At 68.8% G+C, this 14,739-nt stretch carries 12 protein-coding genes; 7 read left to right on the forward strand and 5 right to left on the reverse strand.

Annotated features, from left to right (window positions below; translation table 11 throughout):
- Positions 1-106 precede the first annotated feature (106 nt).
- Positions 107-1,060 carry a hypothetical protein gene (locus K8612_RS31050; RefSeq protein ID WP_306799757.1) on the forward strand — a complete coding sequence of 318 codons (954 nt, stop codon included), beginning with the start codon at positions 107-109 and terminating at the stop codon, positions 1,058-1,060.
- A gap of 575 nt (positions 1,061-1,635) precedes the next feature.
- Here K8612_RS31050 and K8612_RS31055 read toward each other — a convergent pair.
- From K8612_RS31055 to K8612_RS31065, 3 genes are all read right to left on the reverse strand, one after another.
- Positions 1,636-3,039 carry a DNA sulfur modification protein DndB gene (locus K8612_RS31055; protein WP_223764914.1) on the reverse strand — a complete coding sequence of 468 codons (1,404 nt, stop codon included), beginning with the start codon at positions 3,037-3,039 and terminating at the stop codon, positions 1,636-1,638.
- A gap of 712 nt (positions 3,040-3,751) precedes the next feature.
- A complete protein-coding gene (locus K8612_RS31060) occupies positions 3,752-4,291 on the reverse strand; it encodes a DUF3592 domain-containing protein (protein ID WP_223764915.1) in 540 nt (179 codons plus the stop codon).
- A 7-nt stretch (positions 4,292-4,298) separates the two neighbouring features.
- Positions 4,299-4,769 carry a DUF3592 domain-containing protein gene (locus K8612_RS31065; protein ID WP_223764916.1) on the reverse strand — a complete coding sequence of 157 codons (471 nt, stop codon included), beginning with the start codon at positions 4,767-4,769 and terminating at the stop codon, positions 4,299-4,301.
- Positions 4,770-4,923: 154 nt separating this feature from the next.
- Here K8612_RS31065 and K8612_RS31070 point away from each other — a divergent pair, with 154 nt between their 5' ends.
- Positions 4,924-5,412 carry an ankyrin repeat domain-containing protein gene (locus K8612_RS31070; protein WP_373692152.1) on the forward strand — a complete coding sequence of 163 codons (489 nt, stop codon included), beginning with the start codon at positions 4,924-4,926 and terminating at the stop codon, positions 5,410-5,412.
- Between the two features lie 87 nt (positions 5,413-5,499).
- Here K8612_RS31070 and K8612_RS31075 read toward each other — a convergent pair whose 3' ends face one another.
- Entirely contained in the window at positions 5,500-7,710 is a 2,211-nt protein-coding gene (locus K8612_RS31075; RefSeq protein ID WP_223764918.1) for a (Fe-S)-binding protein, read from the reverse strand.
- A gap of 451 nt (positions 7,711-8,161) precedes the next feature.
- Here K8612_RS31075 and K8612_RS31080 point away from each other — a divergent pair, with 451 nt between their 5' ends.
- The 4 genes from K8612_RS31080 (at position 8,162) to K8612_RS31095 (ending at position 13,262) form a co-directional block, all read left to right on the forward strand.
- Positions 8,162-8,323: a hypothetical protein gene (locus K8612_RS31080; protein WP_223742483.1), complete on the forward strand. Its 162-nt coding sequence runs from the start codon at positions 8,162-8,164 to the stop codon at positions 8,321-8,323.
- A gap of 452 nt (positions 8,324-8,775) precedes the next feature.
- Entirely contained in the window at positions 8,776-10,122 is a 1,347-nt protein-coding gene (locus K8612_RS31085; protein WP_223764919.1) for a VWA domain-containing protein, read from the forward strand.
- A 166-nt stretch (positions 10,123-10,288) separates the two neighbouring features.
- The gene (locus tag K8612_RS31090; protein ID WP_223764920.1) at positions 10,289-12,610 is read left to right on the forward strand and encodes a protein-disulfide reductase DsbD; all 2,322 of its coding nucleotides are present in this window, start codon (positions 10,289-10,291) and stop codon (positions 12,608-12,610) included.
- Positions 12,611-12,674: 64 nt separating this feature from the next.
- Entirely contained in the window at positions 12,675-13,262 is a 588-nt protein-coding gene (locus K8612_RS31095) for a redoxin domain-containing protein (protein ID WP_223742480.1), read from the forward strand.
- 59 nt (positions 13,263-13,321) lie between these two features.
- Here the strand turns inward: K8612_RS31095 and K8612_RS31100 are convergent, their stop codons facing one another.
- Positions 13,322-14,290 carry an oxygenase MpaB family protein gene (locus tag K8612_RS31100; RefSeq protein WP_223764921.1) on the reverse strand — a complete coding sequence of 323 codons (969 nt, stop codon included), beginning with the start codon at positions 14,288-14,290 and terminating at the stop codon, positions 13,322-13,324.
- Positions 14,291-14,411: 121 nt separating this feature from the next.
- Here K8612_RS31100 and K8612_RS31105 point away from each other — a divergent pair, with 121 nt between their 5' ends.
- The gene (locus K8612_RS31105; protein ID WP_223742476.1) at positions 14,412-14,648 is read left to right on the forward strand and encodes a hypothetical protein; all 237 of its coding nucleotides are present in this window, start codon (positions 14,412-14,414) and stop codon (positions 14,646-14,648) included.
- The last annotated feature ends 91 nt before the right edge of the window (positions 14,649-14,739 follow it).

The raw sequence follows: 14,739 nt of genomic DNA on the forward strand, positions 1-14,739 counted from the left end.
GAATGCCTCCGCGTGCGTTGACGTCCAGTCCGGCGCGCCCTGTAGTGTTCGGGCGCGAAGCGCGTGTGACAGGGCCGGCACAGCGGGAGAGACAGCGATGATGGGCATGCGGCGATGGCTCGGCGGTGTGGTGGCGGTGGGGATGTTGGGGGCGTGCGAGCCCTCGGACTTTGGAGGTGGCGGCACCGCCGGTGACGTCCTCTTCGACCGGGGCTTCGCCTTCGTGCGCGGCGACCGGAACGTCTACGTGGTGGACGACGACGGCGACCCCAACAGCCCGCAGCGGCTGACGACGGCGGGCGGCGCGTTCACGCCCTCCATCTCCAGGAACGGCAACAGCATCGTGTTCGTGCAGCGCTCGGGCAGCACGTCGTCCCTCCAGACGGTGCCCACCACGGGCGGGCCGGTGGCCACGCTGCTGAGCAGCAACGACGCGGCGTGCGGCGGTTGCACCAACTTCCGAGGCCCCACCTTCAGCCCGGATGGGCGCACCATCGTGTTCGCGTTCGACCGGGGCTCGGGGTCGCAGAGCTCGCTGGGCCGCATCGCGGCGGATGGCAGCGGCTTCGTGGAGCTGACGCCCGGCACCACCATCGCCTACGGCGCGCCGTCCTTCTTCCCCAGCGGGAACACGGTGGTGGCGCCCGCGGGCACCAACTCCTTCCAGTTCGACCAGCTCGCGTTCGTGCCGGTGGGCGGCGGCAGCCCCAGCTACGTGCGGCTGGGCAACGAGGTGCTGGCCATCGCGAACCGCGCGGTGATTTCGCCGGACGGGCGGCAGATTGCCCTGGACGGGCGGTTGTCCTCCGGCAGCACGCGCATCTTCGTGGGCAACGTGACGGCCTCAGGCCTCGGCGGCGCCCTGCGGCGGCTGACGGACTACACCGCGAGCACCGTGCAGGAGAGCTTCCCCAGTTGGACGAGCAGCACGGAGCTGGGCTTCCTCTTCAACGACTCCGGCGGTGACCCCAGCATCTACCGCGCCCCGGTGTCCTCCACGGCCAGCTCCGTGACGCTCGCGGTGCCCGCCGCGAACGAGCCCTTCTACGGGCCCAACTAAGACTTCGTCATAACCTGCTGCGGGCGGAGTGGCTCTGCGCCCCGTGGTTCCGATACGCACCTTCGGAGCATGAGATGAGGGCTGGTTCCAGATTCGCAGTGGGAGCGGCTCGAGCCGCTCCCACTGCGACGTCGTCGTGAGCCAGAAACGCGGCTTCCACCACTGGGTAGTGAAGCTCACGCTGTCCTAGCTGCACCACCTCAAGCAGATGAGTATCCGGGAGGAGCGCCGCGCGGACCTGCACCTCGCACTGCTCCAACTCAACTGCTCCTTGGCTCTCTACCGCAACCTTGAACGGAGGTTATGAAGCGAGGTTTTAGTGTCCCGCGCATCTGCTACCTCCGATGCGTGGGGCCGCGCACACGCTGGGCAGCAGTGTCGATCCCCTCGCAGCGACTTCTTCCACAACCTGATAGGCGTTGAAGAGGTGCGCTTTGAGAAACAGCGACGTGCTGATCACCTGCGAGTAGTATTTTCCTGGGAACGATGCAGAATATGTTGTCAGGCTGGTTCTGCGCCCACTTCTTCGAAGTGTAGGAGTGGACGCCAGAGGCCCCTGGAATTCAGTTCGATGGCTACTTCCGAGGGCTCAGCTTCGCCAGGTAACGGATGATGCCCGGCAGCACCAAGATCGACTCGTTGTGGCGGCTGCCGAAGCGGAGCTTACCGTCGATGATTCCCCCGATGGACTTCTGGCGCCAGTTGTCGGGCAGGAAGTCGGGCAGCGACGGGTAGTGCGACAACTTCTCGTCGCTGAGATGCTCGATGTTCCAGAGCGGGTTGTTGTGGGAGAAGTCGATGGTCGGTAACTGGGCCAGGAACTGCTCCGCTACACTCTGCCCCTCCGGCTTCCGGCCCCACAGGATCTCGAAGTACACGCGGGCGATGGACTTCAAGAGGGCGGGCTGTGCGGCCACGGACTCGTTGCGATTGAAGAGCCCGGGGATCTTGGTTACTGCGGCCCAGAAGGACCATGCATCTTCCTCTCTCTCGGTAACAACGGACGCGGTCGCTCCCGAGATGGTCGTCTGATTGAGGAAGAGGCGCGCGTTGATGGCGTTTAGCGAGTCGAGCTTCATCCAGGCCGCGTCATCCCAATCCACGCGCCCTTCTTCCACAATCGTCACACCTTCGAACCACTCATGCTCCTTCAGTCGGTGCGTGAAGATATTGATCGGGTTCGACTGATCAAATGCCTGCGCCTGGCTGGTCGATACGGTTTTCTGCAGGTTGTTCAGATCGTGGAAGAGCTGCTTCTCCTTATCGATCGACAGTCCGAAGTGAATCTCGATGGTGATCGAGAAGCGCTCGGTGAAAATAGTCGTCGCCTCGTGCCAGAAGGACGCCGCCTCGTCGGACACCTGTTTCAGCTCGGCGGGTACCAGGCCACCTGACTTGGTGTACTTGCGGTCGCGCGTCAGTTGCTGGAGGAAATCCCTCACCAGCCCCCAGGCAATTCGCCGGTGCTGTCCATCTACAACCCAAAGCATCTGGTTCGAGCGCAGCTTCAGGATGAGTTCACCAGGCGAGTCCTGGACAGGAGCCACCGCGATTTCGCGCATTTCATCCCGGATAGACGCGACGATCGGTGCCCACGCGTAATACGGCTGGTCCCCGAGGTCATTCTTGATGGTCAAGACATCGGCGGGAATCTTCCGCTTGGAGTCCTCCCACTTTCTGAGCGTGTAGTTGAGCAGCCCCTTGAAGATGAAGCGCGCCATCTTCTGGGCGTGGGGCACATCCGGCTTGCGCTGGGTGACCGGCCCCTTCAGAGGATCATTCCCTACCATCGACTGGAGCAGGAACGTCCCCAAGTCCATGGTGGTGACCATGGTGTTCGAACCGAGGTTGACCGATCGCTTTGCACGCAACTCGATGAATCGATTGCTTCCCGCGAACTCCAGAACATCGGCCAGGGTCGTTTCGCCCGAGGAAACGGCGTGCATCTTCGGCACTGCGTTAACGTTGTTGTCCGACATTGTGCGCCCCTTTTTAGGCCGCCTGGCCTAGAGTAATAGCTCGCCTGGCGGAATCCTCTTCTCAGCCAGGCAGAGATATAATCCATGAGGGATGTGTCTATGTCAACGCCTGGCGATTGGAATCGTATCAAAGACCATGGTTTTCATGTTGGCCTGGCGGTGTCGGAGGGTTCGCCAGGCGCAAAATCTAGATGCGTCCTATCCTGGAGTACGCTTTGGGACATCTACAAGACATGTGATTTCAATACGTTAGGTGAATTCGGTCCTGACTGAGCCGACCGAACCAGCAGTGTACAGAGGGGTGGGATGATGAAGGCAGGAAGGAGCGCTTCTAGAGGAGCGTCTTCACCAGCCCTGACTCCCGACCCACGAGCTGGTGCCTGCGGGCGGCTTCCGGCAGGCAGTGCAGCTCCATCGGATCGCCTTCTTTGGCGCGGAAAGGCCCCGCGCTCATTGCGCTGGTAGATGCCGCGAACCTCCGGGCCGCCCGGCGGACGGAAGACGCATTCCACCTTCATTAATAAGAGAGCCATCATCGGGTTCGTACTCGGCGCGGAGCACCTTCGCTTTCGCGCGCACCCCCCGCATGTGCAGCCTCTGGGGGAGCGCGTACGGACACGCGATGAACACCCCCCCACACAGCGCAAGCGGTACGCTCACGAAGATCCGCAGATGGATGACGAACGCGATCGTGGAGCCCGAGGCGGTCTCCCTAATAGTCATCCGTCTGGTGCAGCGGCCCGGTGCCCCGCGACTTCGGTCGCGGGGTGGGCTCATCGTAGGTCCGCAGCCTGCCCGAGGGCGTGGGCCTGTGCGGCGCCGGGGCCTTCTTCGAGGGCGCGTTCATCATCACGATGATGGCCAGGGACATGAAGACCACCAGGCCGAACACCCCGGTCAGGACGGCGAACAGCCCCACCTCCGCGTCCACGCGCTGGTGCCGGTGGGGGGTGTCCGGAAGGTAGAGGACCTCCAGGGAGTCACCCTCGGACGCGCGCCGGGCCGCGAACCCGCGCCGGTGCTCCTTGTACTCGCCGCGGACCTCCGAGCCGTCCGGCAGGTGGAAGACGTACTCCACGACGCGGTACTTCCCGTTCATCCAGCTCGTGCGGACGCGGACCGCCTCGCCCCGGGCGTGCTCTCCCCGCTCCCGCAGCTCCAGGGTGAGCTGATGCTGGAGCAGCAGCCGCACCATCATCACCAGGGGCGCCCCGATGAGGAGCACCCCGAGCAGGACCGCGTTCATGGGCATGGCCGTCTCAGGATGACGGGTGGGGTGACCCTGGGGCAACCTGGGGGGACTCCGGCACCACCTTCCCCAACAGCGCCACCAGCCCCAGGAGCGTGAGCAACCCCAGGATGACGCTGAAGAAGAGGGCGAGCCCCAGCGACGTCACCCCCTGGCCCTCCGGGAAGCTGCGGCGCGGATCGCTCAGGCCATACCGCACCTGGACGCGGTCCCCGGGGCGCAGCCGCTTCCACAGCTCCGAGGAGATGTGGCGCCGGTGCTCCTGTCGCGTGCCGCCCTCCGGCGTGAAGGCGTAGACGAGGACGTAGTCACTGTCGTCCGGCGCGGAGAGGAACTCCTTCTTCACCACCGTCCCCTGCGCGTGCAGCCCCTCGCGCAGGATGCCCATGTCCCGCCGGTACGAGCCCCAGGTCAGCACCAGCATGGACGCGCCCAGCACCACGAACGTCGCACCCAGGATCCGCGCCGCGAAGAGAGCCACGCCGTGCCTCCTGCCCGCCCTTTAAGCGGGCACCCGGCGGAGCGAAACGGCAATGCCCTCCGCGCTCCCCCGTAGAGCCAGCGCGTGGGCCCCTCCCTGGCGCCGCATCCGCCGAACCGCCATGCTCCCGCGCGTCCTGCCGGAGGTACGCACCGTGTCCCTGTTCGATGCCGTCGCCGCGGGTGACCGCGCCGCCCTGAGCGCCCAGCTCGACGCGGGCGCGGACCCCAACCCCTTCGACGACGAGGGCCGCACGCCGCTGATGGTGGCCGCGCGCTCGGGCCAGGAGGACCTGGTGCGCGTGCTCCTGGAGGCCGGCGCGGACCCCACGCTGCCGGACTCCGTGGGCGAGACGCCGTTCGTCGTCGCCGCCGCCTACGGCCACCTCCAGGTCTGCGCGCTCCTGTTCCCGCACGCCACCTCGGACGAGAAGGACATGGCGCGCACGCTGCTCAAGAACCAGGGCGTCGAGGAGATCCCCTCCCGCCCCTCGCGCCCCTCCGAGGTCCCGCCCGGCGGCTTCCGCCGCAAGCTCGCCTCCGCGGGCGCCTACGTCACCAGCAAGCTGGGCGACGACGGCGCCACGAAGCGCCTGGAGCGCGTGCTGCGCTCGGAGGGCAACGCCCCCAAGGGCCGCAAGTAGTCTCCAGGGCCCGGAACGGCGAAGGGCCCGGCCGCTCCCACTTTGGGGAGCCACCGGGCCCTCGTCACATCCGCGCCGGACGGAGCGCTACTCCGGCTTGGCGCTCACCACGGGGCTCGGCGCCACCGTGCCGCCCTTGTTGCTCGTCTCCAGGGCGTCGGCGACCAGCTCGGTGATGTCCTTGACCTGGATCTGCTCGCGGCCGGTGTCGTTCTTCGCGTCGTTGAGCATCGTGGAGCAGAACGGGCAGGCCACCGCGACGATGCCCTTGCCGCCCGGCTCCTTGTAGTCGCCCACCATGCCCGGCTTCTTCTTGTCCGCGGCGTCGGGGTAGGGCGTGTTCGGGTCCTCCGCGTGCTTGAGCGTGAGGGCCACCTCGTTGATGCGGTTGTGGTTGATGCGCGTGCCGATGTGCTCCTCCATCCACATCCGGCCGCCACCGGCGCCGCAGCAGAAGCCCTCGCGCTTGCTGCGCTGCATCTCCACCACCTCCAGGCCCGGGATGGCGTTGAGCACCTCACGGGGCGCGTCGTACACGCCGTTGTGCCGGCCCAGGTAGCAGGGGTCGTGGTAGGTCAGCTTCGTTCCGGCGTTCATCACCGAGGACAGCTTGATGCGCTTGTCCTTGAGCAGCTCGTTGATGAGCTGCGTGTGGTTGATGACGCGGTACTCGCCGCCGAACTCCGGGTACTCGTTCTTGATGGTGTTGAAGCAGTGCGGGCACTGCGTGATGACCGCCTTCACGCCCATCGCGTTCCAGGACTCGACGTTCGTCTTGGCCAGCGTCTGGTACAGGTACTCGTTGCCCATGCGGCGCGCGGAGTCGCCGTTGCACATCTCCTGCTTGGACAGCGTCGCGAAGGACACGCCCGCCTCGCGCATGATCTTCACCAGCGCGCGGCTCACCTTCTTCTGCTTGTCGTCGTAGCTGCCCGCGCAGCCCACGAAGAACAGGTACTCGTACTCGCCGCCGTCACCCCAGGTGGGCAGCGCCAGGTCCTCCGCCCACTCGTCGCGCCGGTCCTGGCCGATGCCCCAGGGGTTGCCCTGGCGCTCCATGCCCTCGAACACGCGCTGGATTTCCGGCGGGAACTCCGCCTTCACCTGCACCTGGTAGCGGCGCATGTCGATGAGGCGCGGGACGTTCTCGATGAACACCGGGCAGGCCTGCTCGCACCAGCCGCAGCTCGTGCACGCCCACACCGTCTCCGCCTTCAGCGCGCTGCCGACGATCTCCGGCAGGGGCTCCTTCACGCCGTGGGGGCCGTAGCCCTCCTCCACCCAGCGCTCGTTCTCCCAGATCCAGTGCTTCAGGTCCTGGTTCACGGCCTTGTGCGTGAGCGGCTTGCCCGTGATGTACGTGGGACAGTGCGTCTGGCACCGGCCGCACTCCGTACAGGAGTACAAATCCATGCCGTTCTTCCAGGTGAGGTCCTTCACCGTGGCGGCGCCGAACTCCTCCTTCTCCAGGTTGGGCGTGGGCAGCTTGCCGGTGGAGTGCGTGCGCTGGAAGAAGACGTTGGGCAGGCCCGTGATGATGTGGAAGTGCTTGCCCAGCGGCAGGAAGTTCAGGAACGCCAGGATGATGGTCAGGTGGATGAAGAAGCCGCCCACGCCCAGGGCGTGCGCCGCCGTGGCGCCCAGGGGCATCATCGCCATGCCCGTCAGGCTGGTGACGGGCTCCCACCAGACCATCGCGGACGGCGCCGCCGGCACCTGCGTGGCCCCCATGGGCACCTGCTGCGCGGCGGCGTGCGCGGCCACCATGTGGCTGCCACCGAACATGAACTCGGTGATCATCAGGCCCGCGATGAAGCCCAGGATGAGGTAGGCCTCCCAGGACTGGGACATGCGGTCCGGCTTCACCTTCCAGCGCGTCCACACGAAGTAGGCCACGCCCGCGAGCGCCAGCGCCGCGACGATGTCCTTCACCAGCAGGTAGACCTTGTAGAGGCCCAGCAGCGGCGGCGCCGCGTCCCACGCCGGGTGGGACAGGTCGGTGAGCACGTCCAGCGCGGTGGACGAGAAGCCCATCACGAACAGCATGATGGTGCGCACCGCCAGCACCATGAACGCCGCGTAGATGAAGATGTGGAACAGGCCCGGCGTGAACTCCTCCGGGTCCACCATGCGCTTCTGGCCCAACCCGAAGCGCACCAACTGCGCCACGCGGTAGGGGATGTGGTCCAGCCGGTTCTCCTTCTTCATCGCGAGCAGCACGCCCACGCGGCCGGACATCGTGATGACGAAGAGTGAGACTGCGCCTGCCAGCAGCAGGCCGGTGATGATGGGGTTCATGGAACCTCGGGACCCTCTGGGGCCGCACGACGCAACGCCGGTTGCTGCGACGCGGCAATTCTGGAGTGGTTGTCAACCCTAGCAGGGGTGATTCGCGAATCAAGCACCGTGCGGGGGCCATGTTCCGCAGCGTTCCCTCCACCGCTTCCAGGCCACCCTCCAGGGCGGTCCCCACCCACCGTCCGCCTGGGACCGGGCGTGCGCGAAACCCCCGCGCCTGGCGTGCCGGAAGGCAGCCGGCCGGGCGGGGTGTGACGGACGCTCCATGAACTTTGCTGGCCCCAGGGCTTTACAAAACCGGGGAGTACTCCCAACATGTTCGTAAATCGGTCAAGAAGCGCTTGTAAAGGGACCCGCATGGGGCGGGCCCGGTGACCGACGCAGGGCGTCCAAGGGGACGCGAGCCGTCAAGGGCCGTACACCCCGTGAATGGAGCGCCGAGGAGCCGGACATGAGCCACGACGAGAGCACGTACCTGGACGAGGGGTTGGACGACCTGGAGCTGTCCGCGACGGGTGAAAACGGCCGTTCGGTTCCGCTGGACCCCACGGATGAGCGGCGCTGGGGCCACCTGGACGAAGAGGCCTGGGGCGGCTGGCACGTGGCGGAGTGACGCCCTGCCCCCGCGGCCGGTGGATTGCGCGGGGGCCTCCGTTGAAAGGTCGAAGAACCTGTCGGACTGTCGGACAGGTTTGGGAGCTTGCACTCCCGGACGCTGATGCAGTGCGCTGGACGCCGTGACGCTCCCCGCCCAAGGCCGGGTCGAGCCCCTCGGAGCGGTCCCCGGGAATGACCGGTGGCGGACCCTCAAGATGTAAATTCGTAAAGCGTTGAACGAATCCGCCGGAGTGGGTGATCGCCGGTGCCGGGCGGGGCCTGGGAGCCCGGGGGCTGGTCAGGCCGGACACGTTGCTTTCGCGACCGGAAACCCGACATCCTCCCGGAACAGCGACAGGACTTCCGGGCGGACGCGGGCCCGCGCAGGGGCGTCCGGGGCCAGGAGGTCGTCGCGACGGCAATCGCGTCGAAGAGCGGGATGGGGCCACCCACCATGCGGGAGTGCGGATGAAGCAGACGGCCTGGGCAGTGGAGCGCGACGCGGAGGGCGGCCGTGAAGTGCTGCTGCTGGTGACCCTGGAGGCCGAAGCGGAGACGCCTCGGGCCCCGGTGGCGGTGAACCTGGTCATCGACCGCAGCGCGTCCATGCGGGGCGCGCCGCTGGCGGCGGCGGTGGAGGCGGCCCGCGCGCTGGTGGAGCGGGCGGGGCCCCGGGACTACGTGGGCCTGCTCACCTTCGACGCGGACGCGGAGCAGGTGCTGCCCGTGCGCGCGATGGAGCCGGGCGCGAAGGCGGCGTTCCTCAAGGCGCTCTCCCGCCTGGACTCCGGGGAGGGCACCTCGCTGCACGAGGCCGTGGAGAACGGCGCGGAGGCCGTGCGGCGCGTGCTGGTGCCGGGCGCCCGGCCGCAGTTGCTGATGCTCACGGACGGCGAGCCCTCCGTGGGGCCCACCGCGCTGGGCGAGTTCAAGGTCCTGGGCCAGCGGGTGCACGACTCCGGCGTGGCGCTGCACGCGCTGGGGCTGGGCAAGCACTACCTGCCGGAAATCCTGGAGGCCCTTACCGGCCCGTCCGGCACGGGCTTCACGCACGTGGACGACGCGGAGGGCCTGCCGCTGGCGGTGGGCGCGCTGGGCGCGGAGCTGTTCGGCGAGGTGGTGGCGGACGCGCGCGTGTACGTGCTGCCCACGGGCTTCGCGGACCTGCGCTGCCGGCACCGCTACCCGTCGCGCGTGGAGGGAGACGCGATGAGCGCCGCGCTGGGGGCGGTGTCGCACGCGTTCCCGCGCCGCGTCCTCTTCGCGGGCGTGCTGGAGAAGGGCGACTGGAACCTCACCGTCACCGCTTCATACACGGAGCACGGCGACACCCGGCGGTTGTCCGTGCCGGTGACGCGCCTGCTGCCGGACAGCGACGAGGGCCGCTTCGTGCGCGCGGTGTCCGCGGAGCTGGAGCTCGTGTCCCACGAGGCCGCCGCCTGGAAGGCGCTCTCCCGCCGTCAGCAGGACGCGGCCGAGCGGGCGCTCGAGGGCGCGGACAAGGGGCTCTACAAGCTGGCCCGCCTGGGCTCCGCGGAGGTCCCCGCGCAGCGGCACGTGGACCGCCTGGCGGACCTGCGCCGGGCGGTGGAGCGCCGCGCGGCCCAGCCGTCCGCCCTGGGCGTCCGCCGGGCCCAGTCGGAGGTGTCGCGCATCACCATGAGCCGCATCGGGCCGGCGCTCCCGGCCCCGGCCCATGCGCCGCCCCCGGCCCGCGCGGCCCTGCCCGCCGCCGCGAACGGGGGCGCCCCCCCGGCGGGGACCCTGGACGGCGCGGCGCTGCTGCCCTGGAAGACGGGCAACACGGAGTCGTAACCGCCCGGAGTCCTTGAGCGTATGGGGGATGGCGCGGCGGCCCGGGGTGGCCCCGGCGCCGGGCGTGCGGGCATGCGGAATGCCCGGCTGCCCGGAAGGTTGAGTGCACCCTGTGGGGACGCATCCCAGGTAGCACGGCGTTTCCAGGTGGATTAACGGGAGTCGCATGACGCATCCGTGGAGCAAGAGGTCTGGAAGCCGGCTCGGTGGGCTGGGCGTGGTGGGCGCGCTGCTGTTGGCGACGTGGGCCCAGGCCGCGCTGCCGCCCACCGCCGTGGGCAGCACCGCGCCAGACGAAGGCGACCCGCGCCTGGAGGGCGCGCTGCTCCTGGACGCCACGCAGGTGAAGGCGGGCGGCGACTTCCGCGTAGGCGTGCGCCTCAAGCTGGACCCGGAGTGGCACGTCTACTGGAAGAACCCGGGCGACTCCGGCCTGGCCACGGACGTGTCGTGGGATGTGCCGGGCGTCACGGTGGGTGATTTGCGCTGGCCCTTCCCCAGCACGTTCCGCACGCCGGACGGCTTCATCACCACGCACGGCTACCACGACGAGGTGCTGCTGTTCGCGCCCGCGCACGTGGCGGAGAACGCCTCGGGCACGCTGAACGTGTCGGCGGCGGTGGACGCGCTCGCGTGCAAGGTGCACTGCATCCCCGCGCAGTTGGTGCTGACGCGCACGGTGCCGGTGGGGCCGGAGACGGTGCTGGACCCGGAGTTCGCGCCGCGCTTCGACGCCGCGCAGGCCCAGGTGCCGGCGCCGGTGGGGGCGGAGGGCGCGCCGCGCGTGGCCCTGGCGCTGGACGGCGCGACGCTGACGGCGGGCCAGCCGTTCACCGGCAAGCTCACGGTGACAGGGGCGGACGGCAAGCCGTTCGCGGGCGACGTGGAGGGTGACTTCTTCGTGCCCGGCCGCATCCCGGGCGTGGACAGCGTGGCGCTGACGCGCACGGCGCCGGGCACGTTCGCGCTGAAGGGGCAGGCGTCGTCGGTGGTGCCCAAGGGCGAGCCCCGGCTCACGGGCGCGCTGCGCCTGGGCACGAAGGCCACGGGCTTCACGGCGGTGGATGTCGACACGGCGCTCGCGCCGGTGGTGGCGGTGGCCGGCGCGCCAGCGGGCCCCTCGCCCCTGAAGGTCCCGTCGGTGAAGGACGCGGTGGGCAAGGTTCAGCCCGTGGTGGCGGCGGTTCCCGTCGCGGCCGAGTCGTCCCTGGGGCTGGGCGTCGCGCTGCTGTTCGCGTTCCTGGGCGGCGCGCTGCTCAACCTGATGCCGTGCGTGTTCCCGGTGCTGGCGCTCAAGGCTTACGGCTTCACGCGGATGGTGCAGGAGGAGAAGGGCCGGGTGGCGCCGCACGCGGCGGCGTACGCGGGCGGCATCCTGGCGACGATGCTGCTGCTCGCGGGCGCGGTGCTGGCGGTGCGCGCGGGCGGGGCCAGCGTGGGCTGGGGCTTCCAGTTCCAGGAGCCGCTGTTCGTCGCGGGCGTGAGCGCGGTGCTGGTGGCGTTCGCGCTCAACCTCTTCGGCGTCTACACGCTGGGCGCGGACGGCACGGCGCTGGCGGGCAAGGTGGACCAGAGCCACGGCCTGATGCGCAGCGCGGGCGAGGGCGTGCTCGCGGTGGTGCTGGCGACGCCGTGCTCGGCGCCGCTGTTGGGCACGGCGGTGGGCTTCGCGTTCGCGGCGGGCCCGGCCACGGTGGTGGCGGTGTTCGTGGCGCTGGGGTTGGGCCTGGCGCTGCCCTTCTGTCTGCTGGTGCTGGTGCCGGGGCTGGCGAAGCGGCTGCCCAAGCCGGGCATGTGGATGGAGCGCGGCAAGCAGTTCCTGGGCTTCGCGCTCCTGGGCACGACGGTGTGGCTGGTGTGGGTGATGGGCGGGCTGGCCGGCGTGGACGGCATGGCGCGGCTGCTCGCGTTCCTCATCGCGGTGGGGCTGGTCACGTGGCTGTACGGCCAGTCGCAGGGGCTGGAGGGCGGGCGCCGCGGCGTGACGGTGGCGCTGGCGGCGCTGGTGCTGGTGGGCGCGGGCGCGGTGGCGCTGCGCTTCGAGGAGGCGCAGGCGTCCGTGGAGACGCGCGGCGCGGCGGTGGCGTCGCACGGCGGCGCGCAGGCGTGGGACGAGGCGGCGGTGACGGCGGCGCTGGCGGCGGGGCAGCCGGTGTTCGTGGACTTCACGGCGGACTGGTGCCTCACGTGCAAGTTCAACGAGCGCACCGTGCTGTCGCGCGACGACGTGCGGCAGGCGTTCCTGAAGCACAACGTGGCGTTCTTCGTGGCGGACTGGACGCGGCGGGACGCGCGCATCACCACGAAGCTGGCGGAGCATGGCCGCGCGGGCGTGCCCATGTACCTGGTGTTGAGCCCGGGCGCGCCGGGCAAGCCGGAGGTGCTCAACGAGCTGCTCACCGCGGACAGCGTCATCCAGGCGGTACAGCGCGCGGCGGAGTGCGGGTCTCCGTTGAAGGGTGGCTCGGTGGTGTGTGCCCGGCCTTGAGCTGGGAGTGAAGTGGCGGTAGGGCTGTTCGTTGCGCGGCGTTCAACTCATTGGAGGTTCCGTCATGAAGCAGGTCTTCAAGGCTCTCGCTCTCACCGCGGCTTTCGTGTCCGCACCCGTCTTCGCCGCTGACACCGCGGAGGTGGGCAAGCCCGCTCCGGCGTTCACGCTGAAGGACGAGGCGGGCAAGGCCCACTCGCTGTCCGAGTACAAGGGCAAGGTGGTGGTGCTCGAGTGGACGAACCCGGAGTGCCCGTTCGTGAAGCGGCACTACGAGGCCAAGACGATGCAGAACACGCAGAAGGGCTTCGACGCGAAGAAGGTGGTGTGGCTGACGGTGGACTCGTCCTCCACGCACAACGCGAAGAGCGCGGCGGAGTGGAAGAAGAAGGAGGGCTTCAGCCAGCCGGTGTTGCTGGACACGGACGGCGCGGTGGGCAAGAGCTACGCGGCGAAGACGACGCCGCACATGTACGTCATCGACGGTGAGGGCGTGGTCCGCTACGCGGGCGCCATCGACAACGACCCGCGCGGCAAGGAAACCACCAAGGTGAACTACGTGCAGACGGCGGTGGACGCGCTCCTCAACGGCAAGCAGGTCGCGACCCCGAGCTCCGAGCCGTACGGCTGCTCCGTGAAGTACAAGAGCTGAGCCGCTGTCCGCGCCGTGAGGCTTGAAGGCCCGTGTCCCTGCGAAGGGACGCGGGTTTTTCATTCCGCGTCGCGGTGGGCGTAGTCCGGGCCCAGGCCTTCGATGCGGTAGGCGTTGCCGGGGTAGGTGCGGTTGAGCGTCGTGTCCAGGGTCGACGGGTAGCGCTCCAGGGAGACGTGGCGTTTGACTCGCTTGCGCAGCTTGAGGGCGCCTCGGACCAGGCCTCCCACCCAGGCGGGTGGGGATTCGAACTGGATGGCGGGGAGCAGGCGCGGCGGCACCAGGCTGAGGCTGATGGGGGCCACCAGCGGACGCAGCGGGCGCGGGACCCAGCCGGCGAGGATGTCCACGGTGGATTGGGCCACGCGGTGGCTGGCCTCGTTGGGGATGAACTCGCGCGCCTCGTAGTCGCGGATGAAGGCGTCGTAGGCGGGCTTGTCCTCGGGGAGGTCCTTCAGGCCCATGCGACGGCCGATTTCGCACCAGTAATGGAACCAGGCCTCCTGCTCGTGCTGGGTGAATGGACGCCAGCCGTAGTCCTTCATCCACTGGATGGGGAAGTCGATGAACGTCCACAGCACGAAGAGGAAGTCCTCGTTCGGGATGCGGAAGAAGGAATGGATGTGGTTCATCTGCTCCAGCGAGCGGCGCCCCGCCTCTCCCTCCCAGCCGCACTCCATGAACCGCGCGATGAGCAGCCGCGTGTCGTCGTAGCGCTTCTGGCCCCGCTTGTTGAACTCGCCCGTGCGGTCCAGCAGACGTGAGACGGAGCGGCTGCCGTAGGTGTGGAAGAGGGCGATCTCCGTGGACCGCACGATGTCGAAGGGGAACTCGTAGTTGGTCAGCAGGTGCACGATGCGCTGGCAGTCACGCCGTGCATCCAGGGAGGCGATCTCCCGGCTCACTTCGGGCAGCCGCGCTCGCCAGAAGGGCTTGCGGTAGACGGGGCCGGGTACGCGAGCGGCGGAGGGCTGACCCGCGCCGCTGAAGGGACAGCCGGAGGGGACAGCGTCGGCCGGGTGGGGCATGGCGGGGCGGCTCCGGGATGCGAGGCAGCGGGCCATGCTACCCCGCCAGTGGCCTTGTCGGAGGCGGAGTCGCGCCGGACCTTGTCCTGGAGGGCAGGACATCCAGACAGGAGACGCGACCATGGCCAGCAACAAAGGGCCGCCGGTGAAGGGGCCCGAGCGCACGGACACTCACAGCGCGGAGGAGCTGGAGCGTGAAGCCAGGCACCAGCGTGCGGGCACCGAAAGGGGCGACGTGACGGACGAGGACGTGGGCGAGGACCGCATCCTCCAGAAGGGCATTGGCGGCTACGGCGCGCAGAAGGGCACGGAGCCCGCGAGGGAAGCGCCGCCGCTCAGCGACGACGGCGAACGGTAGCGCCCGCCGGGGGCCTAGGGGGTGTCCCTAATTAAGCCAGAGCATCATGCAGGCCAGATGGAGGACCGCCAGGTAGTTGGTGGCGGTCTTC

This window comes from Corallococcus sp. AS-1-6, assembly GCF_020037015.1.
Taxonomy (GTDB): domain Bacteria; phylum Myxococcota; class Myxococcia; order Myxococcales; family Myxococcaceae; genus Corallococcus.

Excerpts from the sequence above, each read along its gene's own strand:
- K8612_RS31085 (WP_223764919.1), top strand. The coding sequence starts at position 8,776 with ATGAAGCAGACGGCCTGGGCAGTGGAGCGCGACGCGGAGGGCGGCCGT.
- K8612_RS31080 (WP_223742483.1), top strand. The coding sequence starts at position 8,162 with ATGAGCCACGACGAGAGCACGTACCTGGACGAGGGGTTGGACGACCTG.
- K8612_RS31105 (WP_223742476.1), top strand. The coding sequence starts at position 14,412 with ATGGCCAGCAACAAAGGGCCGCCGGTGAAGGGGCCCGAGCGCACGGAC.
- K8612_RS31060 (WP_223764915.1), bottom strand. The coding sequence starts at position 4,291 with ATGCCCATGAACGCGGTCCTGCTCGGGGTGCTCCTCATCGGGGCGCCC.
- K8612_RS31090 (WP_223764920.1), top strand. The coding sequence starts at position 10,289 with ATGACGCATCCGTGGAGCAAGAGGTCTGGAAGCCGGCTCGGTGGGCTG.
- K8612_RS31095 (WP_223742480.1), top strand. The coding sequence starts at position 12,675 with ATGAAGCAGGTCTTCAAGGCTCTCGCTCTCACCGCGGCTTTCGTGTCC.
- K8612_RS31055 (WP_223764914.1), bottom strand. The coding sequence starts at position 3,039 with ATGTCGGACAACAACGTTAACGCAGTGCCGAAGATGCACGCCGTTTCC.
- K8612_RS31100 (WP_223764921.1), bottom strand. The coding sequence starts at position 14,290 with ATGCCCCACCCGGCCGACGCTGTCCCCTCCGGCTGTCCCTTCAGCGGC.
- K8612_RS31050 (WP_306799757.1), top strand. The coding sequence starts at position 107 with ATGCGGCGATGGCTCGGCGGTGTGGTGGCGGTGGGGATGTTGGGGGCG.
- K8612_RS31075 (WP_223764918.1), bottom strand. The coding sequence starts at position 7,710 with ATGAACCCCATCATCACCGGCCTGCTGCTGGCAGGCGCAGTCTCACTC.